The 21665-nt window shown below is 44.8% G+C and carries 25 protein-coding genes; 15 read left to right on the top strand and 10 right to left on the bottom strand.

Translation table 11 applies throughout. The features are described from left to right. Nucleotides 1–30 precede the first annotated feature (30 nt). Nucleotides 31–1230, bottom strand: coding sequence for an amino acid aminotransferase (locus PNUC_RS07820; protein ID WP_011903333.1), 1200 nt, complete (start codon nt 1228–1230; stop codon nt 31–33). 159 nt (nt 1231–1389) lie between these two features. On the opposite strand from PNUC_RS07820, the gene uvrB reads away from it, so the two are divergent. From uvrB to sorB, 10 genes are all read left to right on the top strand, one after another. Then, nucleotides 1390–3546, top strand: coding sequence for an excinuclease ABC subunit UvrB (uvrB, locus tag PNUC_RS07815; protein WP_011903332.1), 2157 nt, complete (start codon nt 1390–1392; stop codon nt 3544–3546). Nucleotides 3547–3682: 136 nt separating this feature from the next. Beyond that, nucleotides 3683–4252 (top strand): Fe-S cluster assembly transcription factor, encoded by a 570-nt coding sequence (locus tag PNUC_RS07810; protein WP_011903331.1) that lies wholly within the window; start codon nt 3683–3685, stop codon nt 4250–4252. Nucleotides 4253–4281: 29 nt separating this feature from the next. Beyond that, entirely contained in the window at nt 4282–5541 is a 1260-nt protein-coding gene (locus PNUC_RS07805; RefSeq protein ID WP_011903330.1) for an IscS subfamily cysteine desulfurase, read from the top strand. Nucleotides 5542–5573: 32 nt separating this feature from the next. Further along, on the top strand, nt 5574–5960 hold the full coding sequence (gene iscU, locus PNUC_RS07800; RefSeq protein ID WP_011903329.1) for a Fe-S cluster assembly scaffold IscU: 387 nt from the start codon (nt 5574–5576) through the stop codon (nt 5958–5960). An 18-nt stretch (nt 5961–5978) separates the two neighbouring features. Then, nucleotides 5979–6302: an iron-sulfur cluster assembly protein IscA gene (gene iscA / locus PNUC_RS07795; protein WP_011903328.1), complete on the top strand. Its 324-nt coding sequence runs from the start codon at nt 5979–5981 to the stop codon at nt 6300–6302. Continuing rightward, a complete protein-coding gene (gene hscB, locus PNUC_RS07790; protein ID WP_011903327.1) occupies nt 6280–6807 on the top strand; it encodes a Fe-S protein assembly co-chaperone HscB in 528 nt (175 codons plus the stop codon). Before iscA ends, hscB begins: the two co-directional genes overlap by 23 nt. Before the next feature lie 28 nt (nt 6808–6835). Next, on the top strand, nt 6836–8701 hold the full coding sequence (hscA, locus tag PNUC_RS07785; protein WP_011903326.1) for a Fe-S protein assembly chaperone HscA: 1866 nt from the start codon (nt 6836–6838) through the stop codon (nt 8699–8701). Between the two features lie 30 nt (nt 8702–8731). After that, nucleotides 8732–9070, top strand: a complete 339-nt coding sequence (fdx, locus tag PNUC_RS07780) for an ISC system 2Fe-2S type ferredoxin (RefSeq protein WP_011903325.1) — start codon at nt 8732–8734, stop codon at nt 9068–9070. 266 nt (nt 9071–9336) lie between these two features. Next, on the top strand, nt 9337–10557 hold the full coding sequence (gene sorA / locus PNUC_RS07775) for a SorA family sulfite dehydrogenase catalytic subunit (protein ID WP_011903324.1): 1221 nt from the start codon (nt 9337–9339) through the stop codon (nt 10555–10557). A gap of 10 nt (nt 10558–10567) precedes the next feature. Continuing rightward, nucleotides 10568–10879 carry a SorB family sulfite dehydrogenase c-type cytochrome subunit gene (gene sorB, locus PNUC_RS07770; protein WP_011903323.1) on the top strand — a complete coding sequence of 104 codons (312 nt, stop codon included), beginning with the start codon at nt 10568–10570 and terminating at the stop codon, nt 10877–10879. Nucleotides 10880–10934: 55 nt separating this feature from the next. Here the strand turns inward: sorB and PNUC_RS07765 are convergent, their stop codons facing one another. The 8 genes from PNUC_RS07765 to PNUC_RS07735 all read right to left on the bottom strand — a co-directional run bounded on the left by PNUC_RS07765 (nt 10935) and on the right by PNUC_RS07735 (nt 17537). Next, nucleotides 10935–11291, bottom strand: coding sequence for a Rap1a/Tai family immunity protein (locus tag PNUC_RS07765; RefSeq protein WP_011903322.1), 357 nt, complete (start codon nt 11289–11291; stop codon nt 10935–10937). A gap of 45 nt (nt 11292–11336) precedes the next feature. Then, nucleotides 11337–12548, bottom strand: coding sequence for a DUF3300 domain-containing protein (locus PNUC_RS07760; RefSeq protein ID WP_011903321.1), 1212 nt, complete (start codon nt 12546–12548; stop codon nt 11337–11339). Between the two features lie 103 nt (nt 12549–12651). Continuing rightward, entirely contained in the window at nt 12652–13995 is a 1344-nt protein-coding gene (locus tag PNUC_RS07755) for a sulfate adenylyltransferase subunit 1 (RefSeq protein WP_011903320.1), read from the bottom strand. After that, nucleotides 13995–14918 carry a sulfate adenylyltransferase subunit CysD gene (cysD, locus tag PNUC_RS07750; protein WP_011903319.1) on the bottom strand — a complete coding sequence of 308 codons (924 nt, stop codon included), beginning with the start codon at nt 14916–14918 and terminating at the stop codon, nt 13995–13997. The genes PNUC_RS07755 and cysD overlap by 1 nt, the downstream gene beginning before the upstream one ends. A 22-nt stretch (nt 14919–14940) precedes the next feature. Then, nucleotides 14941–15669, bottom strand: a complete 729-nt coding sequence (locus PNUC_RS07745) for a phosphoadenylyl-sulfate reductase (protein WP_011903318.1) — start codon at nt 15667–15669, stop codon at nt 14941–14943. Next, on the bottom strand, nt 15666–16460 hold the full coding sequence (locus PNUC_RS07740; protein ID WP_011903317.1) for a sulfite exporter TauE/SafE family protein: 795 nt from the start codon (nt 16458–16460) through the stop codon (nt 15666–15668). Before PNUC_RS07740 ends, PNUC_RS07745 begins: the two co-directional genes overlap by 4 nt. 18 nt (nt 16461–16478) lie before the next feature. After that, complete coding sequence (locus PNUC_RS11025) at nt 16479–16643, bottom strand: hypothetical protein (protein ID WP_167523318.1); 165 nt, start codon at nt 16641–16643, stop codon at nt 16479–16481. Between the two features lie 117 nt (nt 16644–16760). Beyond that, on the bottom strand, nt 16761–17537 hold the full coding sequence (locus tag PNUC_RS07735; RefSeq protein ID WP_011903316.1) for a ferredoxin--NADP reductase: 777 nt from the start codon (nt 17535–17537) through the stop codon (nt 16761–16763). 151 nt (nt 17538–17688) lie between these two features. Here PNUC_RS07735 and PNUC_RS07730 point away from each other — a divergent pair, with 151 nt between their 5' ends. Continuing rightward, nucleotides 17689–18168: a disulfide bond formation protein B gene (locus tag PNUC_RS07730; protein WP_011903315.1), complete on the top strand. Its 480-nt coding sequence runs from the start codon at nt 17689–17691 to the stop codon at nt 18166–18168. 15 nt (nt 18169–18183) lie between these two features. On the opposite strand, the gene def is transcribed toward PNUC_RS07730, so the two are convergent. Continuing rightward, the gene (gene def / locus PNUC_RS07725; protein WP_011903314.1) at nt 18184–18729 is read right to left on the bottom strand and encodes a peptide deformylase; all 546 of its coding nucleotides are present in this window, start codon (nt 18727–18729) and stop codon (nt 18184–18186) included. 178 nt (nt 18730–18907) lie between these two features. Between def and cysK the strand changes: the two genes are divergently transcribed. From cysK to PNUC_RS07705, 4 genes are all read left to right on the top strand, one after another. Further along, nucleotides 18908–19882 (top strand): cysteine synthase A, encoded by a 975-nt coding sequence (gene cysK / locus PNUC_RS07720; RefSeq protein WP_011903313.1) that lies wholly within the window; start codon nt 18908–18910, stop codon nt 19880–19882. A gap of 207 nt (nt 19883–20089) precedes the next feature. Then, entirely contained in the window at nt 20090–20443 is a 354-nt protein-coding gene (locus tag PNUC_RS07715; RefSeq protein WP_011903312.1) for a hypothetical protein, read from the top strand. An 84-nt stretch (nt 20444–20527) separates the two neighbouring features. After that, complete coding sequence (pal, locus tag PNUC_RS07710) at nt 20528–21019, top strand: peptidoglycan-associated lipoprotein Pal (RefSeq protein WP_011903311.1); 492 nt, start codon at nt 20528–20530, stop codon at nt 21017–21019. 17 nt (nt 21020–21036) lie between these two features. Further along, entirely contained in the window at nt 21037–21543 is a 507-nt protein-coding gene (locus PNUC_RS07705; protein WP_011903310.1) for a hypothetical protein, read from the top strand. Nucleotides 21544–21665: the final 122 nt, after the last annotated feature.

The following is a 21665-nucleotide window of genomic DNA, read 5'->3' as shown; positions in this document are numbered from 1 at the left end:
GTGCCTCCGGTAAATCGATATAACCGCTTGTTACGCTAAGACGCGGGCGATTGCTTTAGCCACTTTATCAATATTTTTAGTATTGAGGGCTGCCACACAAATGCGTCCAGTAGAGAGGGCATAAATGCCATCTTCTTTCTGTAAGCGCTCTACTTGCTCAGCTGTTAAACCTGAGTAAGAAAACATTCCGCGTTGCTTTTCAATGAAAGCAAAGTCTTGCTTGACGCCTGCTTCAGCTAGCTTTTTAACTAGACCTTGGCGCATCGCTTTAATACGGTCACGCATCTCTGCCAACTCATCTTCCCAAAGCTTACGTAGCTCAGGTGAGTTCAACACAGCAGCTGCAATAGCAGCACCATGGGTTGGCGGATTGGAATAGTTGGTACGAATCACGCGCTTTAATTGTGAAAGCACGCGAGTTGACTCATCTTTGCTTTGGGTCACGATAGACAGTGCGCCTACGCGCTCGCCGTAGAGTGAGAAAGACTTAGAGAATGAGCTTGAAACAAAGAATGACATTCCAGACTCGGCGAAGAGGCGAACAGCAATACCATCTTGCTCAATACCAGCTGCAAAGCCTTGGTATGCCATATCTAAGAATGGAATCAAACTTTTGTTCTTGCAAATATCGATCACTTGACGCCATTGCGCTTCTGTAATGTCAGCACCAGTAGGGTTGTGACAGCAAGCATGCAAGAGCACGGTCGTGTTTTTAGGAAATGACTCCAATGACTTCACCATGCCATCAAAATCTACACCGCGAGTTTTGCCATCAAAGTAGGTGTACTCCACCACTTCAAAACCAGCAGATTCAAAAATGCCGCGATGGTTTTCCCAAGTAGGATTGCTGATTGCGCAAGGTGCATTTAAATTCAAACGTTTAATAAAGTCAGCACCAACGCGCAATGCACCTGTACCACCTAAACATTCAGCAGTAACAACGCGACCATCTTTAATCAGGGCAGACTCTGCGCCGAATAATAAGTTTTGCACCGCGCTGTTGTATGGGTTTGGACCTTCAATAGGAATGTAGCTGCGTGGGGAATGCTTCGCGACGATCGCTTCTTCAGCCTGAATGACTGCTTTTAAAAGCGGTACCTTGCCTTCATCGGTGTAATACACGCCCACACCTAGATTTACTTTGTCTGCACGTTGATCGGCAACGTAGGCTTCTGTGAGGCCGAATATCGGATCTTTAGGGGCTAATTGGACTGAGGCAAACAGGGTCATTTGAGGTCTGAAAAGGTGGTTAAGAGGTATTTTTACTATTAATTGACGTTAAATTGAGCTTAATTGTCGGTTTTTGAGGCCAGATTCAACTATTTCCAAATAAAAACGGCAAAATCATTGTTTGTACAAAATTCGCTGTGATGAAATCTCACAGGTGAAATGATAGCCGAGATGCCCCCTAAGTCGCCGAAAACTGCTTCAAATTCATTGCCTAAAGAAGAGGCAAAAAAGCCGGTCGCCGATCCATTGGGCGAGGCAGGTCATGACCTAGATCCTGCTAAATTCGTCACCTTTCCGGACTCTCCTTACCATCTTTACCAGCCTTTCCCGCCTGCAGGGGACCAGCCCCAGGCGATTGATGCCTTAGTTGAGGGCATTGAGGATGGGTTGACCTTTCAGACGCTGTTGGGGGTTACGGGCTCGGGAAAGACCTTCACGATGGCTAATGTGATCGCTAGGACGGGGCGTCCAGCCATCATTTTTGCCCCAAATAAGACCTTGGCGGCCCAGCTTTATAGCGAATTTCGGGAATTTTTCCCTAGAAATGCGGTTGAGTACTTCGTGAGTTACTACGATTACTACCAACCAGAGGCCTACGTTCCCCAGCGTGACCTCTTTATTGAAAAAGACTCTTCTATTAATGAGCATATTGAGCAGATGCGTTTGTCTGCTACTAAGAGTCTTTTAGAGCGTCGCGACGTCATCATTGTTGCTACGGTTTCTGCAATCTACGGCATTGGTAATCCGGGCGACTATCACAGCATGGTGATGACGCTGCGTCCCGGTGACAAAATGAGTCAACGTGATATTTTGATGCGTCTGATTGCGATGCAGTATGACCGCAATGAAACGGATTTCAAGCGCGGCGTATTTCGAGTACGTGGCGATACGATTGATATTTTTCCTGCTGAACATAATGAGTTGGCAGTGCGAGTTGAATTGTTTGATGATGTAGTGGAGAGCCTGCAATTTTTTGATCCACTCACTGGAAAAATTCGCCAGAAGATTCCACGCTTTACTGTTTACCCAAGTTCACATTACGTCACCCCTCGTGAAACAGTTCTCAAGGCAATTGAAACTATCAAAGTAGAGTTACGCACTCGCTTGGATGAATTTGTTAAAGATGGAAAGTTGGTGGAAGCACAGCGCCTAGAGCAGCGTACGCGTTTTGATTTAGAAATGCTCAATGAGCTTGGATTCTGTAAGGGGATTGAGAACTACTCTCGCCACCTATCTGGGGCCGCCCCAGGCGAAGCACCGCCTACCTTGGTGGACTACCTTCCCAATGACGCCTTGATGTTTTTGGATGAAAGTCACGTCTTAATTGGCCAGCTCAATGCGATGTATAACGGCGATAAATCTCGCAAACATACCTTGGTTGAATTTGGATTTCGCTTGCCTTCAGCAATGGATAACCGCCCATTGAAATTCACTGAATTTGAAACCAAGATGCGTCAAACCATTTTTGTTTCTGCAACACCAGCTGATTATGAAAAGGCGCACCAAGGACAAGTGGTTGAGCAAGTAGCAAGACCAACCGGATTGGTTGATCCTGAAATTGAAGTCTTGCCTGCAAGTACACAGGTAGATGATTTACTCAGTCAAATTCATGAACGCGTTAAAGTTCATGAGCGGGTGTTAGTGACCGTGTTGACTAAGCGCATGGCTGAACAATTAACGGACTACCTTTCCGACAATGGTGTGAAGGTGCGCTATGTGCATTCGGATATCGATACGGTAGAGCGCGTTGAAATTTTGCGTGACTTACGTTTAGGTGTGTTCGATGTGCTGGTGGGTATTAATTTATTGCGTGAAGGTTTGGATATTCCAGAGGTTTCTTTAGTGGCCATTTTGGATGCTGATAAAGAGGGCTTCTTACGATCTGAGCGCTCATTAATTCAGACCATTGGCCGGGCAGCCCGAAATGTACGCGGCAAAGCCATCTTGTATGCAGATCGGATTACCGACTCCATGAAACGTGCGATGGGAGAGACCGAAAGGCGCCGCACTAAGCAAATTGCCTTTAATAAGCTGCATGGAATTGAGCCAAAAGGGGTGAAAAAGCGGATTAAAGACATTATTGACGGTGTTTATGACGTCAAGGAGAAGCGCCATGAGATGCAAACTGAGCAGGAGCGGGCTCGGTACGAGGATATGGGCGAGAAGGACTTAGCCGCTGAAATCAAGCGTTTAGAGAAGCAAATGAACTCTGAGGCCAAGAATCTCGAGTTTGAAAAGGCTGCCAGCACCCGTGATCGCCTAACCAAGGTCAAAGAAATGGCCTTTGGCGCTAGATCAAGAGATTCCATCTCTTAATTCCTGGCTGGCTTTGGGGATTTTTGGGATAATTCCCGAGCAGATTACTGGGGCATATGGTAAAGTTGAGTGGAATGGTCGGGTATTACCCGCCTGACTGTTAGCTGTCCATAACAATCCATTACCAAGGTGACATATGAGACTTACAACCAAAGGTCGTTTTGCAGTAACCGCAATGATAGATTTAGCCCTGCGTGAAACGCATGGCCCTGTAACTTTGGCTGGAATTAGCCAAAGACAAAAGATTTCCCTTTCTTACCTCGAGCAGTTGTTCGGCAAATTGCGCCGCTTCAACATCGTAGAGAGTACTCGTGGACCTGGGGGTGGATATACCTTAGCGCGGCCATCTAATGAGGTGAGTGTTGCAGACATCATCGTGGCTGTTGATGAGCCCTTAGATGCTACCCAATGTGGTGGCAAAGGAAATTGTCATAGCGAAGAAGACACTCATGGTCGTTGTATGACACATGATCTGTGGAGCAACCTCAACTCCAAGATGGTGGAGTACTTAAGTTCAGTGAGCTTAAAAGATTTAGTGCAGCAGCAAGAAGGGCGCGGTATTGTGATTCAAGATATGCGCCAAAAGAAAATGAAAGTTGACGGTGTAAAAGCGGAAAAGCCAGCTCCTGCATTGGCAGCAAAAAAAGAGATTGCACCAAAAGCGCATTTAGTTAATTCTGTTTTTAATTTGGTGCGACAAACCTAGTAGTTCTTTAACATACCTATAAGCAAACCATGAACGCACCACAAGACATTCCACAACAACCGGTTCCTATGTTTAGCCCTAAACACTTTCCTGTGTATATGGACTATTCCGCTACAACGCCGATTGATCCTCGCGTGGTCGATAAAATGCTGCCTTACTTGCGCGAGCAATTTGGTAATGCGGCTTCTCGTAGCCATGCCTATGGCTGGGCTGCTGAGGAAGCTGTTGAGTGGGCGCGTTCAGAGGTTGCCCAGTTAGTTCATGCTGATCCAAGAGAGATTGTCTTTACTAGCGGTGCTACTGAAAGTATTAACTTGGCCCTCAAAGGCGCTGCGCACTTTTATAAAGAGCGTGGCAATCACATCATCACCGTTAAAACAGAGCACAAGGCAACCTTAGATACTTGTCGTGAGCTCGAGCGCGAAGGTTTTGAAGTGACTTATTTGGATGTATTGCCAAATGGATTAATTGATTACGCTCAGCTTGAGGCTGCCATGAAGCCAGGAACTATTTTGGCTTCGGTAATGTATGTCAATAATGAAATTGGTGTAGTGCAAGATATTCCTCGCATTGGCGATCTCTGCCGTTCGCGTGGTGTCATTTTTCATGTGGATGCAGCGCAAGCAACCGGTAAGGTTGAGATTGATTTAGAAAAAATCAAAGTTGACCTCATGAGCTTTTCTGCTCATAAGACTTATGGGCCTAAAGGCATTGGCGCTTTGTTTGTGCGTCGCAAGCCACGTATCCGTATTGAGGCGCAGATCCATGGTGGTGGTCATGAGCGCGGTATGCGTTCTGGCACCTTGGCAGTTCACCAGATCGTTGGTATGGGTGAAGCATTCCGCATTGCCCGGATTGAGATGGCCGAAGAAAACAAACGTATCCGTGCCTTACGTGACCGTTTGTTAAATGGCTTGAAAGATATTGAAGAGGTCTATGTCAATGGCGATATGGACAACCGTGTTCCCCATAACCTGAATATTAGCTTTAACTATGTTGAAGGTGAATCCATGTTGATGGCCCTGAAGGATTTAGCAATCTCTTCTGGTTCAGCCTGCACTTCTGCCTCTTTAGAGCCCTCATATGTGTTGCGCGCCTTGGGCCGAAATGATGAGTTGGCACACAGCTCTATTCGTTTTACCTTGGGTCGTTTTACGACTGAAGAAGAGGTGGATTTCACAATCAAGTTGGTAAAAGAAAAGATTGCCAAGTTGCGCGAGTTATCTCCTTTGTGGGAAATGTACAAAGATGGAATCGACATCAGCACGATTCAATGGGCAGCACATTAAAAGCAATATAGAAAAGTTAAAGAGGAAATACCATGGCATATAGCGAAAAGGTCATTGACCACTATGAAAACCCCCGTAACGTTGGCTCATTCGAAAAGGGTGACGATAGCGTAGGTACAGGAATGGTCGGCGCGCCAGCATGCGGCGACGTCATGAAGTTGCAAATTCGTGTGAACGATCAAGGCGTGATCGAAGATGCGAAATTCAAAACCTATGGCTGCGGCTCTGCGATTGCTTCTTCGTCATTAGTTACTGAATGGGTTAAAGGAAAGACCTTGGATCAAGCGCTCGAGATTAAGAACTCCTTGATTGCTGAAGAGTTGGCTTTACCTCCAGTAAAAATTCACTGCTCTATCTTGGCTGAAGATGCTATCAAAGCTGCAGTGGCTGATTACAAAGAAAAGCATCCAGCTCAATAAAGCGGAGCAGAAAAAATCATGGCAATTACCTTAACTGACAAAGCTGCAAAGCACGTTAACCGTAATCTAGAGAAGCGCGGCAAGGGTTGTGGACTCCGATTAGGTGTTCGCACCACCGGCTGCTCTGGTTTGGCCTATCAATTGGAATACGTAGATGAGCCTGCTCCTGAGGATCAGGTTTTTGAGTCCAATGGCGTTAAGGTATTTATCGATCCAAAGAGCTTGGCTTACTTGGATGGAACGGAATTAGATTTTGTACGCGAGGGTTTGAACGAGGGATTTAAGTTTCAAAATCCAAACGTAAAAGATGAGTGTGGTTGTGGCGAATCATTCCGCGTCTGACGATTACTTTCGTTTCTTTGGATTAAATCAGCAATTCACCATTGATTTGCCTGCCTTAGATCAGGCATATCTTGCAATACAGAAAGAAGTTCATCCAGATCGTCATGCTCGTGGCAGTGAAACGGATCAACGCCTCGCCATGCAAATGGCCACTCTAGCCAATACCGCTTTTCAAACTCTAAAAAATCCCATACAGCGTGGCTTATATCTATGCCAACTTCATGGTGTAGACGCAAAGCTAGAAACTAATACTGCAATGCCAGCAGCTTTCCTTATGAAGCAAATGGAATGGCGCGAGAATCTGGATGAGCAAGCAGAAGATTTGCCAGCTCTAGAGTCCTTGATGGCTGAGGTTGAGCAATCTAAGACTGATACCCTTGCTGAGATTACTCAAGCCATCGATGGGGCTAAAAATTATCAGCGCGGAGCAGAGCTTTTGCGCGGCTTGTTGTTTATCGATAAGTTTGCCGTTGAGCTTGATGACACTATTGCGGCCCTGATTTAGGCCATACACCAGCTAAACTCTATCTCCTATGGCTTTATTACAAATTTCAGAACCCGGTAAGTCACTAGCGCCTCACCAGCGCCGTATTGCTGTTGGCATTGATTTGGGCACGACCAATTCATTAGTGGCCATTGTTCAAGATGCTTTACCAAAAGTGTTGCCTGACGAACAGGGGCGTGAACTACTTCCTTCGGTTGTTCGTTATTTACCCAATGGGCGAACCCAGGCGGGTTTTGAAGCGCTTGAGAGTGTAGTGATTGATCCCAAGAATACGATTCTTTCAGTAAAGCGTTTTATGGGGCGCGGCATAAGCGATGTTGAGAATATTGAAAGTGCTCCCTATGACTTTGTTGATCAGCCTGGCATGCTTAAGCTGAGAACAGTTGCTGGTGACAAAAGCCCTATTGAAGTTTCCGCTGAAATCTTAGCGCGTTTACGCCAGCTAGCCGAAGATTCTGTTAATGATGACATCGTTGGCGCTGTGATTACAGTTCCAGCCTATTTTGATGATGCGCAGAGACAAGCAACCAAAGATGCTGCTAAGTTGGCTGGTATTGAAGTGTTGCGATTGCTTAATGAGCCTACTGCCGCAGCGATTGCATATGGCTTAGATAACGCTACAGAAGGTGTGTACGCAGTTTATGACTTAGGTGGCGGTACTTTTGACATCTCCATATTGCGCATGAGCAAGGGTGTCTTTGAAGTACTCTCTACTGGTGGCGACTCTGCCTTAGGTGGAGATGACTTTGATCATCGCTTGTATTGCTGGGTAATCGAGCAAGCCAAGTTGCCCCCATTGTCGATACATGATCATCGCACCTTATTGCAGGCATGTAAGCATGCCAAAGAGTTGCTGAGCCATAACCCACTGGCACGAGTTCATGAGACGCTAGCAGACGGTACAGTAGTCAATGTCGGTATAAGCCAAGCTCAGTTATTTGAGATTACACAGAACTTAGTGAGTAAGACCTTGGTAGCCTGCAAAAAAGCATTACGCGATGCTGGTTTAAAAGCAGAAGATATTAAAGGCGTTGTGATGGTGGGTGGCTCCACGCGGATGCCTAATGTGCAGCGCGCTGTAGGCGAGTTGTTTGGTACAAAGCCCTTAAATAATCTCAATCCAGATCAAGTGGTTGCCTTAGGTGCTGCGATGCAAGCAGACTTATTGGCTGGTAATCAAAGTAAGGATGACGAGTGGTTGTTGTTAGATGTCATTCCGCTTTCACTTGGCATTGAAACCATGGGTGGCTTGGTAGAAAAAATTATTCCTCGCAATACTCCTATCCCAGTTGCTAGAGCGCAAGATTTCACCACCTTTAAAGATGGTCAAACTGCATTAGCAATTCAGGTGGTGCAGGGTGAACGCGAATTAGCGCAAGATTGCCGCTCCTTAGGGCGCTTTGAGTTGCGCGGTATTCCACCGATGGCAGCCGGCGCAGCCCGTATTCGGGTGACTTTCCAGGTCGATGCTGATGGCCTTTTATCGGTAAGCGCTACGGAAATAGGTTCCGGCGTGAAAGCCTCTATCGATATTAAGCCTTCCTATGGTTTAACTGATGGCGAGATTACTCGTATGCTTCAAGAAGGTTTCTCATCAGCAAAAGAAGATTTATTGGCAAGATCGTTGCGTGAAGAACAAGTGAGTGCACAGCGCTTATTAGATGCAGTGCAAACAGCTTTAAGTACGGATCGCGCATTACTTAATGAGCAAGAGCAAGCAGCCATTGATCAAGAGATGGCTCAGTTGCAAAAGATTTTGAATGAAGAAACTGATAGTTCAGTTGTTCGCAAAGCAGTTGATCACGCCGCTAAAGCAACCGATGAATTTGCCCAAAAGCGTATGAACGCTAGTATTCAAAAAGCACTATCTGGCAAGAATGTTGCTGAGATTTAAATCAATCCATAAAAATACGTAAAAATAATCATGACTCAAATTGTTGTTCTTCCCCATAGTGAGTACTGCCCTGAAGGTGCAGTTGTTGAAGTGGCGCCGGGTACTTCGATTTGTGAGGCACTATTAGAGAATGACATTCCCATTGAGCATGCATGCGATATGGTCTGCGCATGCACTACCTGCCATGTGATCGTAAAAGAGGGCTATCAGAGCCTCAATCCACCCGATGAAAACGAGGAAGACTTGCTTGATCGTGCTTGGGGCCTGAACCCACAATCGCGTCTTTCATGCCAAGCGATAGTTGCCAGGGATGATTTGGTGATCGAAATCCCGAAATATTCAATTAATCACGCTAAAGAGAACCATTAACGCACCAATATGATGCATTGCGCCCCTGGGGGATGCAATAGACAAATAGTCATAGAGTTCCGGGGATTAATATGAACTTGTATTTCATTCTTTAGGTAGTACCTCCAAAAAATCTTTTAAGCCACCCTCCGGGGTGGTTTTTCTTTTGGACATTTCAATTGTCAATGTGTGCATCATCATTCAAGTATGGCGAGGGTTTTTCCTCATATAGACATAGTTAATAGAAGATATGCTGATAGAAGAAAAATATGGTGGAGGAGATATCCATGAATTCAGAAAACTTTACAAATAGACGTAAGGTCATAACGGCTGCTCTTGCAGGTGGCGTAAGTTCTTTATTGCCATCTTGGGCAAGTAGCGCAGAGATGATTAATATGCCAATGGCTTACGGGGAAAGAGAATTAGTAGCATTCCCAGGAAAAAAGCCAATGATTGTTTTAACATCTCGGCCGCCTCAACTGGAGACACCATTTAAGTATTACGATCAACATGTGATCACGCCAAATGATGAATTTTTTGTGCGATATCACATGGCTGGCATCCCCACTTCAATTGATCCAAACACATACAAATTAAAGGTAGGTGGAAATGTAGAGAAGCCTTTAGAAATTTCCCTCTCTGAGCTTAAGAAGAATTTTCCTTCACAGCGAATTGTTGCGGTAAATCAATGCTCTGGTAATAGTCGTGGTTTATTTGAGCCAAGAGTAAATGGCGGACAACTTGGTAATGGCGCGATGGGTAATGCTGCTTGGGTTGGCATCTCATTAAAAGATATCTTGAATGCTGCAAATCCAGGAAAGGGATCAAAGCAAGTGACCTTTAATGGCCTGGATCAGCCAGTGCTGCCTAGTGATTCTGATTTTGTAAAAGGCTTGGATATCGACCATGCAATGGATGGCAATGTCATGGTTGCGTATCAAATGAATGGAACAGATATTCCATTTCTCAATGGATACCCAATTAAGTTAATTGTTCCTGGCTATTATGGAACTTACTGGGTAAAGCACCTGAGTGAAATTCAGGTGGTCAATGACGTCTACAACGGTTATTGGATGAATCCAGCGTACCGAATTCCAGATAACGACTGTAATTGCGTGGAGCCAGGAACAGCGCCATCAAAGACGATCCCCATCAACCAATTCACCATTCGCTCTTTCATTACTAACTTTACTAACAGCAGTATCGTCACTGTTGGTAAACCAGTCCAAGCCAGGGGGGTTGCTTTTGATGCTGGTTATGGCATTAAAAAGGTATTGTTCTCACAAGATAATGGGCAGAATTGGGTTGAGGCTAGATTGGGGCAAGATTTAGGACGCTTTTCATTTAGAGAATGGCGCGTTGAATTTACTCCAAAACAACAAGGTGTTCTGGACTTAAGGGTTCGCGCATTTAATCACGCAGGACAAGTGCAGCCGATGACGGCTACATGGATGCCAGCGGGCTATATGCGTAATGTGGTTGAGACAGTTCAGATCAATGCGGTGTGAGGAGCTGAAAATGAAAAAATTAATTCTTGTTTCAGCTGCAATAACTATTTCAGCCTTTTCTCAGGCAAAAACCATTGAAATGCCTGCTGACTCAGTAGTTTGGCGCAAATCTGATTTGCCGGGATATCAGCTAGTGATACAAAAGTGCACTACATGTCACTCTGCTCACTATGCTGAATACCAACCGCCCAATACTGGCGTTGGTTATTGGAACACTCAAGTCTTGAGAATGAAAAATGTTTTCAAGGCTCCCATTACAGATGAAGAAGTACCAATCATCGTTCAATATTTAAATCAAACCTATGGGGCCAACAGAAAATAGGAGATTGATCAAACAAAAAAGCCGCTCTTAATAGAGCGGCTTTTTTTAAAGATATTTACTTCTTATTACAAGGAAAGCGTCCGGCTAAAAAGCGCAGGATCGTATCAGCTGCAGGATCATTGGCGTACTTAGGGTTAGCATCTGACCACTGCACGTACTCTTGAATCACTTCTTTACGGGTTGGTGCAGGTTGTTGAACGCAAATAAAGTCTGGAGCTGTTTTTGGATTACGGGTTACTAGATAAGTGTCATACACCGCTTGTCCGTAGATTTCGCAGGTGATGAAAGTGCCATCTTTACCTTTGCAATCTTTAATGAGTTCTTGAGTGCTGATGGCAGTTGCAGCCTGAGCAGTAGATGTAATACCTAAGGCCAATACTGCAAAAGAGATCAATGCTAAAAATTTCTTCATGATTATTCTTTCTGATAGTTCTAAGTAAGTTTGATTTTTAAAAGATTAACGACGACCGCGAAAGCCACCACCGCCACCACCAAAGTGTTCGCCACCGCCACCAATGTGCGCGCCACCCCCGCCAAAACGATCATCACCACCATTAAATTTAGCGCCACGAGCATCGCCAAAGCCGCTAGAGTCATTTCGGAAATTACTTTGTCCGCCATTACGATCGCCTAAATTACGATCTCCATCACGGCTTGCATCTGGGCGATCTACATCGCTACGGTTGTTGCCAGCGCGGTCACTACCATTGTTGCCGCCGCGATCACCGCCATTGAGACCATCTTTTTGGAGGTTTTGACGTAATTGATCGCGTTCTGCATTTTGGTTTCCGCCGCTAATATTGGCATTGCGACGTTGCTGATCGGGTTTCCAGTCACTGGTGCCACGACTGTTTCCAGACCAATTGCGATTGGTGTTTCTATTGAAGTTGTTGTAGGTGTTGTTGTTCACGGTAAGTGAATTGCCGCCACCATATCCGCCACCCCAATGACAGCCACCCCAGAGTGCAGCACCTACTGCCATACCGACACCAAAGGACAGTAAGGCTGTGCCAGCTACATATCCTGGTGGATAGTAAGTGTATGGAGGGTAGCTTGGGTAAGGCCATGCGCCATAAACTACAGTCGGGTTGTAGGCCGGCACATAAACAATCTGTGGGTCAGCAGGCTGAATCACGATTGCTTGGCTGCTGCCACTACCCTGTGTTGAAACTGTTTGCTGTTGAGTGGACTGCAGTGCACCTGATTGTTTTGCCTTAGCGCGCAATGCCTGAATCGCAGCCATTGTGTCTGATTGTTGGGCTAATACGGCGTTGCCTAATTTTTGGGTCCAGCTAAGTTGGGAGCCCATCATTTGTAAAGCTGATGGAAATGACACCAAGGATTTAACGCTGGCATCCCAGGTTTGCTGCTGCAATGCGTTATTCAGTGGATTGCCTTTCAGATTCTTGTTCGCGTTTTGCCAGTTAGCAGCTTCAGCGACCTCAAGAGGGTAGGTGGATGCCATCAATACTTGGGATAACAGTGAGTCTGGATAAAGCGCTATAGGTGCTACCAATGACTCTAGTTGGGCTTGTGAAAGCTTGGCGGCTTGCTCCTGACTGCTATTTTGAGCATAAGCTACTGGCACTATCGCTGGAATGCTGAGTGCGGCAGTTAAAAGCCCTGCTAATAAGCGCGATGGAAGCCCCGCTTTTTTAGATACCTGCATGGCATCTCCTATAAATGAACGATGTAATGATTCTACCTAAACTGGCTTAGTTCAATAAAAAAGCCCCATCAAGATGGGGCTCGTTCAGTTCCGTTACCTATTGTTACTGGGCAATGGCCTCACGAATCATGCCAGCAGCAACCGTGTGATTGGTGGCTTCATCGATCAAAATAAAAGCACCCGTTTTTTGGGATTGATCAAACGAATCTGCAGCAATCGGCTTTTGTAAGATGAAATCCACTCTTCCAATTTCATTGGTGGAGAGAGCATGCACATCACTAGCTTGTGAAAGGGTTTGAACATCCAATACTTGCTGAATATTTTTTACCTTTGCACCAACGGTATTGGTAGTGTGACGCAATGCATATTTGCGAGCCAAAGAAAGTGGCTCGCTATCAAGCCAGCATAAGTCAGCAGAAATTTGCTTACTTAACACTGGTGGCTTGGCATCATCAGCACTAACAAATAAACAACCACGTGAGACGTCAATGTCTTCTGCCAGTTGAATAGCAACAGCTTGACCAGTTTCTGCAGACTCAACCGCATTGCTACCGTTAGTCTGTTCGCGATTAGAGCGATTACCGAGATAGATTTCTGTCACAGTTGCTTCAGAGCCACCGGGAAGTACTTTAATTTTCTGGCCTTTACGAATGCTGCCAGACTCAATCTCACCTAGGTAGCCACGGAAGTCATCAGAAGCGCTACCGTCTTGACGGGCTACGTATTGGACTGGGAAACGCAATGCCAGCTTCTCGGATTCAGGGCTGGTATCTAAACTTTCCAACCACTCCAACAAGGTTGGCCCTTGGTACCAAGGGGTGTTCTTGCTAGCGGTCACCACATTAGCTCCCAACAATGCAGAGATCGGAATTAATGTTCGCTTAGGTAAACCAATTTTTTGGGTCAAGTCTTCAATCGAAGCTTTAATGGTGTTGTAGACCTTCTCATCAAAGTCAAATAAATCCATCTTGTTGATGGCAAAGACAACGTGACGCAGGCCTAATAAATGCACGATTGCCGCATGACGCTTAGTTTGAGCCAAGAGAGTAGCGGGCGTAGTGCTCAGATCAACGCGAGTGGCATCTACCAAGATGACGGCAACATCAGACTGGGAGGCGCCAGTAACGAGATTGCGCGTGTATTGCTCGTGCCCTGGGGCATCTGCAACAATGAACTTTCGTTTTGGTGTGGAGAAGTAGCGATAAGCTACGTCAATAGTGATGCCTTGCTCACGCTCTGCCTCTAGGCCGTCAGTCAATAAGGCTAAATCTACGCCAGCATCCGATGAAGTTACGCGAGCATGTTTGGTTTTAGAGAGTGACTCCAATTGATCTACCAAAATAGACTTGGTGTCATAAAGCAGGCGACCAATTAAAGTGCTCTTACCATCATCTACGCTACCAGCAGTAATGAAGCGCACCACGTTTTGATGTTGATTAGTAGTCATCAGAAGTAACCTTCTTTCTTGCGGCGCTCCATTGAGGCCTCGTTAGTTTGGTCATCCATGCGGGTTGCGCCACGCTCAGTAATTTCAGTAATGGCGGTTTCTGCAATGATGTCAATTGGATTGGCGGCTGTGCTCAATACGGGGCAGGTGCAGCTAATGTCGCCAACGGTACGAAAGCGTACGCTCAGGATCTCGCTGATATCACCAGGCGCCTTCGGCGTAACGTCAGTTACTGGCACTAACAGATTATTTTTCTTAACTACTTCACGCTTGTGGGTGTAGTAGATGCTAGGAAGCGCTAGATTCTCACGGGCAATGTATTGCCAGATATCGAGCTCGGTCCAATTGGAGATTGGGAACACGCGCATATTCTCACCCTTGGAGATACGGGCGTTATATAGGTTCCAGAGTTCTGGGCGCTGTGCCTTTGGATCCCATTGGCCGAATTCATCGCGGAACGAGAAGATGCGCTCTTTAGCACGAGCTTTTTCTTCATCACGACGTGCGCCACCCATGAGGGCATCAAATTCATATTCAGCAATAGTCTCTAAAAGCGTTACTGCTTGAGCAGCATTGCGAGAATCTGTTTCTTTGCGTAAACGTACCGTGCCTTTTTTGATGGAGTCTTCAACATGACCCACAATCAATTTCACGCCAGTATTTTTAACAACATCATCACGATATTGAATGACTTCAGGATAGTTATGGCCTGTATCGATATGCAAAATAGGGAAGGGCAACTTGACTGGGCGATCGCCAAACTGGAAAGCCTTGCGTGCTAAATGAAACATCACGATAGAGTCTTTACCGCCCGAGAAAAGCATGGCTGGATTAGAGCATTGCGCTACTACTTCACGAATGATGTAGATAGATTCTGCTTCAAGCCAATCTAGATGGTCATCTAGTAATTTTTGTTCTTGCATTCTGTAAGTCGTTCTTAGTTAATTATTTATTGACGTGTAAACCACATTCTTTGCTGTCGCTTTGTAGCCACCACCAGCGACCAGCACGAATGTCTTCACCTTTTTTGACTTGACGTGTACAAGGCTCACAGCCAATGCTGGGGTAGCCTTTGAGGTGTAGCGGATGAATTGGTACGTTTTCTTGCTTGATGTAAGCCCAGATATCAGATTCAGTCCAATCAAATAATGGATTGAACTTGGCAATACCTCTTGCGTCATCTAATTCTTCAAAATTGAGTTCGGTGCGCGTAGTAGATTGCTCACGTCTTTGACCGGTAATCCATGCATCCGCTCCTATTAGCGCAGCGTTCAAAGGTTTAATTTTGCGTGCTCCACAACACGCTTTTTTAGGCTGTTCCCCATCGTAAAAGCCATTCATGCCATATTGATCAATAAAGGCTTGAACATCGCTTTCTTGTGGATATACTTTTTCAATGGCTACACCGTAATGATCTTCGGTAGTCTTCACCATATCTACGGTTTCTTGATGAAGGCGTCCAGTAGCAAGGGTGAATAATTTAATTGGTGCTTGTGCTTTGGAGATAGCATCTGTCACCACCATATCTTCAGCAGCCAAACTGGTCGCAAAGCGCACATCAGAAAAGCGCTTAGAAATATCTTGAAGGCGTTGCTTGAGGGTGGCGGATTTCTCGGCAAGCTCAGCTGGTGTCAGATTGCTTGCTGGTATTGACCAAAATTCTGGAGTAATCATGAGCAAACTAATTTAATCCCAACCAAAAATAATGTTGCGGCAAGAGTGGTCCTGGTTGTTCGTTCGGATAAGGTGCTTGAAAGTTTAGCTCCCAACCAGATCGCTGGAACGGATCCGAGTAATAAGCCAAATAACAAATCAAAATGCACGTTACCAAGCCACCAATGACCTATACCAGCTAATGCTGTCAAAGGAACTGCGTATGCGATGTCAGTTCCGGCAACTTGTGCAGGTTTAAGATGAGGATAAAGAACCAAAATTAAGGTTGCACCTATAGCACCTGCACCAATGGATGAAATGGTTACTAATACGCCAATTACAGCACCCACAGTAATAGTTGCTACCTTTAGCCTCGATCCACTCGGTAGTAAAGTTGGATTCTGTTGAACCCAATGTAATATCTTTCCTCTAAACAGCAAAGAGAACGCTGTGAGCAGGACAGATACACCAATAGACAGGCTAATTAAATGATTAAAGCTTTTAGAAACGGGGCCGACAAATTTGAGGACCAGAATAGATAGCACTGCTGTAGTTAGGCTTCCTATGCAGAGTAAGCGCACGATATCCCAACGTACATTTCCATGAAGTCGATGAGCGACAGTGCCAAAGCCTTTGGTAATTGCTGCAAATGCAAGGTCGGTTCCAACTGCCGTAGTTGGAGCAACGCCGAAAATAATCGTCAGCAAGGGAGTCATGAGTGAGCCACCACCTACACCAGTCATGCCAACTAATAGGCCTACCAATGCTCCAGAAATAATAAATTGCGATGACTCTTGAAAAAATTCCAACATTACATAACTCCGGTGTTTTTAGGCAAAAGACTGCTCAAACTCTTCAAGCTTGATTGTGTTCATGAGAAAGAGGATTTGACGTTGGAAGCTTTTGCGTTCTTGAACCATGTCATGAGGCAGGCGATCATGTTCACGAAGTAACTTCGTAATGACAGGGTTGTAATGCTCGCGTACCGGTGACATACCTGATTTTCCTTGATAAATGCCTTGTTAAGAACAATTTACCAAGATAGCTATATATCCACAAGGAATATATAGCGATACTTAAATTACTTTTGGTTATAAAGAACTGGCGAGACCTTATTTTTCTACGAATGCACGTTCGAATACATAGTCACCCATCTGGCCCAGGCTTAGAGAGACCTTGAAGCCTTTAGCATCCAGCATTTCAGAGGTTTCTTTGAGCATAGAAGGGCTGCCGCAAATCATGGCGCGATCTACTGCTGGATCAAGTGGTGGCAAACCAATATCTTTAAATAGTTGACCAGATTCAATTGCGGTTGTGAGGCGTCCGGTATGTTTGAATGCTTCGCGGGTCACTGTTGGATAGTAGATCAGTTTTTCACGAATGAGTTCGCCTAGGTATTCATCTTGAGTGAGTTCATCTCTGATGTAGTCAGCGTAAGCCAATTCGCTTACTAAACGTACGCCATGAATCAAAACCACTTTTTCAAACTTCTCGTAAGTTTCAGGATCACGAATGATGCTCATGAATGGCGCTAAGCCAGTGCCGGTGCTAAATAGGTAGAGATGTTTTCCAGGGTTCAAGTCATCTAACACTAAGGTGCCAACAGACTTTTCGCTCACCAAAATGGGATCACCCACTTGAATTTTTTGTAAACGGGAGGTGAGGGGGCCGTCTTGCACCTTAATGCTCAAGAACTCTAAATGCTCTTCGTAATTTGGGCTGGCAACGCTATAAGCCCTAACCAAAGGTTTGCCTTCAACTTCAAGGCCAATCATCAAGAAGTGCCCACTACGAAAACGTAGACCTTTGTTTCGGGTAGTGGTGAAACTAAATAGAGTGTCGTTCCAGTGGTGAACGGTGAGTACGGTTTCGGTGTTGTAAGCGGCCATAAAAGCTTTATAAATTTTGCAAAAGTATGATTATCCTCATAATTTGCCTGTTTTCAGGCTCCTTATTGGATTAACTTTTTATATCTAATGGACTTTTAGTAATAAAGCTTGGTTTTATAGGGTTTAGGCCGCATCAGGCTATTATTTCGTTATGAGCAAATCCCAATACCTATACCTTTCTTTATTGAGTCTCGCCTTAGTGGCATTTGCGGTAATACTGCAGCAGGTCGGTTACCAGGGCGTAAGTTTTTTGCCCTGCCCCTTATGCATTTTGCAAAGAGTAGGCTATTTAGGTATCGCCATCTGCTGTATTTTGGCAGTCGGCGTTCAGCCATTAAGAAAGTTTTTTCATGGGCTAGCCATTATTGCTGCAGGATATGGGTTGTCTGTGGCCGCACACCAAGTATGGCTGCTTTCGCATCCAGAAAGCTCCTGCGGCATCGATCCTTTAGAAACTTGGATTAATCAATTTCAGTTGGCTCAAGGACTGCCATGGCTATTTAAAGCAGATGGATTGTGTTCTGCGCAGTTGCCATCAATTTTGGGCTTACAAGTACCAGAATGGTCTTTGCTTTGGTTTGGTATTTTCTTGGCGGTGTTGCTAGTTACTTTTTTTCGCAAGCAAAAATAAGAAACGATTTTTTTCTTATTCAGCAGGCGGAGCATCACGTAATTCTGGAAAGAGAACATCGGTGAAGCCAAAGTTTGTGAAATCCTTCACCCGCATTGGAAATAGTTTCCCGATTAAATGATCACATTCATGCCGCACTACCCGAGCATGAAAATCTTCCACCGTTCTGTCGATAGATTGGCCGTAACGATCAAAGCCTTGATAGCGTATTTTGGTGTAGCGCGGTACTTTGGCACGCAAACCTGGTACTGAAAGACATCCTTCCCAATCTTCCATACTGATATCACTTAGCGGTGTGATGATGGGATTAATCAAAATGGTCTCGGGAACTTGCTCAGCATCTGGGTAGCGAGGATTTTGATCAAAGCCAAAAACCACTACTTGCTGGTTGACTCCAATTTGAGGCGCAGCAAGTCCGGCGCCATTCACGGCGTACATAGTTTCCAGTAAATCGTCGATCAAGGTTTGGATTTGTTGAGACGAGATTAATTTCGGATCTACTGGCTTTGCTATTTCCAGTAAGCGTGGATCGCCCATACGTAAGATTGATTGAATTGCCATGGTTCATATTAATGGAAAGAGTGTATGGGCCCTCATTTAGGTCTTATTTACAGCGTAAAGTGCTATATCGCTTTTAGTAATTAGATTATTCCTAGAGCTTGTTTTACAAAAAGATACTCTTGCCATAAGATGTAATGCGTTTGCTATCGCTCACCCCTTTCTTTTTGTAGGAATAAAAATGACTTACTTTACTGATAACTCTCAAACTATTGGACGCACTCCTTTGGTACGCTTAAATCGCGTTACTGATGGTGCGAAGGCGACTGTACTTGCCAAAATTGAGGGCCGTAATCCAGCATTTTCCGTGAAATGCCGTATTGGCGTAGCGATGATTAATGATGCACAAGAAAAAGGTCTCTTAGGCCCAGGCAAAGAACTGGTAGAGCCGACTAGTGGCAATACTGGTATTGCCTTGGCCTTCGTTGCCGCTGCTCGTGGTATTCCATTGACTTTGACTATGCCTGAAACGATGAGTATTGAGCGTCGCAAGTTATTAACCGCGCTCGGTGCCAAGATTGTGTTGACTGAAGGGCCTAAGGGAATGAATGGCGCAATAGCTAAGGCGAAAGAGATTGCAGAATCAGATTCTAATAAATATGTATTGCTACAACAATTTAGTAATCCAGCGAACCCAGCCATTCATGAGAAAACGACTGGTCCAGAAATTTGGGAAGACACTGATGGCAATATTGATGTGTTTGTAGCTGGTGTGGGAACTGGCGGGACAATTTCTGGAGTGGGTCGTTATCTTAAAAATACCAAGAAGAAAGCAGTTGAAATTGTTGCTGTAGAGCCAACTGGTAGCCCAGTGATTACTCAAAAGCTGAACGGTGAAGAAATTAAACCTGCCCCACATAAGATTCAAGGTATTGGTGCTGGCTTTATTCCAGATAATTTGGATTTATCAATAGTAGATAAGGTAGAGCAAGTGAGCAATGAGGAGGCGATTGAGTTTGCGCGCCGCATTGCTAAAGAGGAAGGTATTTTGGTGGGGATTTCATGTGGTGCCGCAGCGGCAGTAGCGGTGCGCTTGGCCAAAAAGCCTGAGTACGCCGGCAAGACTATCGTAGTGGTGCTTCCAGATGCTGCTGAGCGTTACTTAAGCTCAGCCTTGTTTGAAGGTGTGTTTGATGAAAAAGGTTTGCCGGTATAAGTCCAGATAATTCAAAAATTCTTGTGCTAATTGTTTTATCTCGACCCAGATAGTCAAAATTTAAAAGAGGGCCTTTGGCTCTTTTTTAGCTTTAGCGGCAGAGGTGATGAGTCTATTTGATCTGTAGGTTGGCATTAATGGGAGTAATTTATTGAGGTGGAAGCCTATAAAAAGACAAATCAAGCAATAGGGTATAGAATCTGAGCCATGTTGCCTCGTAGCAAAACACTCGTTCTAGTAGCCTGCCTTTTCTTGCTTGCATTTAAGGTGGCTGCATCAAGCATTTTTGTTCAGGCTGCCATTGAACGGGCAGAGCTTGCTGGCTCTTATGCCAATCAATCAATATCTCAGCAAGCGCATGACAGTAGTGAATCGGCAGATGACAAGCAGCAGGTTCACACAATGTATCTCCTGAGTCATGTAACTGCAAATATCAGCGAAGTTAGCGTTGCGTTATTTCTTCCACCTATTACAGCCACCAAGTTTTCTATTCCAAATGAAGTTTTGTTTACGCAAAACTTTCCCGACACAGCATTTAAGCCCCCTAAAGTCAAAGCCTAATCTTCTTAGGTGGAACATGCTCATGCATGTATGTTCCTTTGTAATTTGGTTGCTAACCTGTAGCCATGCTTGGGAAATAACATCATGTTTAAATTTGTAAAAGTATTGCCTTTGGCAATATTGGTTTTATTTATGTCTGCGTGTAGTAGCGTTAAGTTAGACGACACCAATGGAGTCGCCTCTGTAAATGGTGGAAGTTCTATGACTTACGATCCAATAAGTGACCCTAGGTCTAGTGTTTACAATAAGCGTTCAATCTATTTTGATTTTGATAGCTATACCATCGACCCAAAATATGCTTCAACGGTCTCAGCACATGCCTCTTACTTAAAATCATTTCAAAAGCAAAAGGCGTCGATCATTATTCAAGGCAACACCGATGATCGCGGAACTGCTGAGTACAACTTGGCTCTCGGTCAAAAGCGATCTGAGGCGGTTAAGAAAGCTTTGCTTGTACAGGGCGTTAGCGAGTCTCAATTGGAGTCGGTGAGCTTTGGAAAAGAAAAACCAGCTAATCCAGCCCAGACAGATGCGGCATTCCAAGAAAATCGCCGCGCTGATTTTGTCTACCAATAGTTTAAAGAGGTTATTTAATGAAAAATATTTATAAATTTAGCTTGATGGGGATCACCCTTCTAAGTGGGTGTGCGGGAAACGTGGCGTCTCCTAATGCAATCCAAAAACCAATGGCGGCAACCACTCCAGTTCATTCGGTGGCTGTAGCAAAGCGGCTCAATGAATGTATTGTGAGAACAAATCAAAGTTCAGATGCATTGTTGGTGGACGCTCAAATCCTTGCCATTACAAGAAATAATCCTCATGCTAAAGCACTTTTTAGTTCGTCCGATAAATTAACGAATCAGCAGGCGGTTGCTCTAACCAATTACTTGGCTGAAGCAAATACGTGCCGTCCAATTGCTGTAGAAGGTCTCAGCCCTGAACTACTCTCCGTCTATCAGGATTTCTTTAAAAAAATTGATGGTGTTTATGCAGATCTGATCGCTAGAAAAATCACAATTGGAGTGGCTAATCAAGAAAGGCAATTGCTCATACAGGATGCTCATATAAAACGGTTGGCTATTCAAACTAAAAAGAGTTAGCGGGACAGAGCTATGGCTAGATATAAATTTGTATGTCGATCCTGTCAGTTTGAGTGTATTAGCGGGATAGGGAGAGAAGTTGGTCTTCACTCATCTAGAGTGACGATGGTTTGTAAATCATG

This window comes from Polynucleobacter asymbioticus QLW-P1DMWA-1, from assembly GCF_000016345.1.
Lineage (GTDB): Bacteria > Pseudomonadota > Gammaproteobacteria > Burkholderiales > Burkholderiaceae > Polynucleobacter > Polynucleobacter asymbioticus.
Note: the sequence above shows the minus strand (reverse complement) of the source record. Positions and strands in the feature narration are given on the sequence as shown.

What these genes read in the sequence shown, in the direction of transcription:
- PNUC_RS07820 (WP_011903333.1), bottom strand. Translation starts at nt 1,230, where the DNA reads ATGACCCTGTTTGCCTCAGTCCAATTAGCCCCTAAAGATCCGATATTC.
- uvrB (WP_011903332.1), top strand. Translation starts at nt 1,390, where the DNA reads ATGATAGCCGAGATGCCCCCTAAGTCGCCGAAAACTGCTTCAAATTCA.
- PNUC_RS07810 (WP_011903331.1), top strand. Translation starts at nt 3,683, where the DNA reads ATGAGACTTACAACCAAAGGTCGTTTTGCAGTAACCGCAATGATAGAT.
- PNUC_RS07805 (WP_011903330.1), top strand. Translation starts at nt 4,282, where the DNA reads ATGAACGCACCACAAGACATTCCACAACAACCGGTTCCTATGTTTAGC.
- iscU (WP_011903329.1), top strand. Translation starts at nt 5,574, where the DNA reads ATGGCATATAGCGAAAAGGTCATTGACCACTATGAAAACCCCCGTAAC.
- iscA (WP_011903328.1), top strand. Translation starts at nt 5,979, where the DNA reads ATGGCAATTACCTTAACTGACAAAGCTGCAAAGCACGTTAACCGTAAT.
- hscA (WP_011903326.1), top strand. Translation starts at nt 6,836, where the DNA reads ATGGCTTTATTACAAATTTCAGAACCCGGTAAGTCACTAGCGCCTCAC.
- fdx (WP_011903325.1), top strand. Translation starts at nt 8,732, where the DNA reads ATGACTCAAATTGTTGTTCTTCCCCATAGTGAGTACTGCCCTGAAGGT.
- sorA (WP_011903324.1), top strand. Translation starts at nt 9,337, where the DNA reads ATGAATTCAGAAAACTTTACAAATAGACGTAAGGTCATAACGGCTGCT.
- sorB (WP_011903323.1), top strand. Translation starts at nt 10,568, where the DNA reads ATGAAAAAATTAATTCTTGTTTCAGCTGCAATAACTATTTCAGCCTTT.
- PNUC_RS07765 (WP_011903322.1), bottom strand. Translation starts at nt 11,291, where the DNA reads ATGAAGAAATTTTTAGCATTGATCTCTTTTGCAGTATTGGCCTTAGGT.
- PNUC_RS07760 (WP_011903321.1), bottom strand. Translation starts at nt 12,548, where the DNA reads ATGCAGGTATCTAAAAAAGCGGGGCTTCCATCGCGCTTATTAGCAGGG.
- PNUC_RS07755 (WP_011903320.1), bottom strand. Translation starts at nt 13,995, where the DNA reads ATGACTACTAATCAACATCAAAACGTGGTGCGCTTCATTACTGCTGGT.
- cysD (WP_011903319.1), bottom strand. Translation starts at nt 14,918, where the DNA reads ATGCAAGAACAAAAATTACTAGATGACCATCTAGATTGGCTTGAAGCA.
- PNUC_RS07745 (WP_011903318.1), bottom strand. Translation starts at nt 15,669, where the DNA reads ATGATTACTCCAGAATTTTGGTCAATACCAGCAAGCAATCTGACACCA.
- PNUC_RS07740 (WP_011903317.1), bottom strand. Translation starts at nt 16,460, where the DNA reads ATGTTGGAATTTTTTCAAGAGTCATCGCAATTTATTATTTCTGGAGCA.
- PNUC_RS11025 (WP_167523318.1), bottom strand. Translation starts at nt 16,643, where the DNA reads ATGTCACCGGTACGCGAGCATTACAACCCTGTCATTACGAAGTTACTT.
- PNUC_RS07735 (WP_011903316.1), bottom strand. Translation starts at nt 17,537, where the DNA reads ATGGCCGCTTACAACACCGAAACCGTACTCACCGTTCACCACTGGAAC.
- PNUC_RS07730 (WP_011903315.1), top strand. Translation starts at nt 17,689, where the DNA reads ATGAGCAAATCCCAATACCTATACCTTTCTTTATTGAGTCTCGCCTTA.
- def (WP_011903314.1), bottom strand. Translation starts at nt 18,729, where the DNA reads ATGGCAATTCAATCAATCTTACGTATGGGCGATCCACGCTTACTGGAA.
- cysK (WP_011903313.1), top strand. Translation starts at nt 18,908, where the DNA reads ATGACTTACTTTACTGATAACTCTCAAACTATTGGACGCACTCCTTTG.
- PNUC_RS07715 (WP_011903312.1), top strand. Translation starts at nt 20,090, where the DNA reads ATGTTGCCTCGTAGCAAAACACTCGTTCTAGTAGCCTGCCTTTTCTTG.
- pal (WP_011903311.1), top strand. Translation starts at nt 20,528, where the DNA reads ATGTTTAAATTTGTAAAAGTATTGCCTTTGGCAATATTGGTTTTATTT.
- PNUC_RS07705 (WP_011903310.1), top strand. Translation starts at nt 21,037, where the DNA reads ATGAAAAATATTTATAAATTTAGCTTGATGGGGATCACCCTTCTAAGT.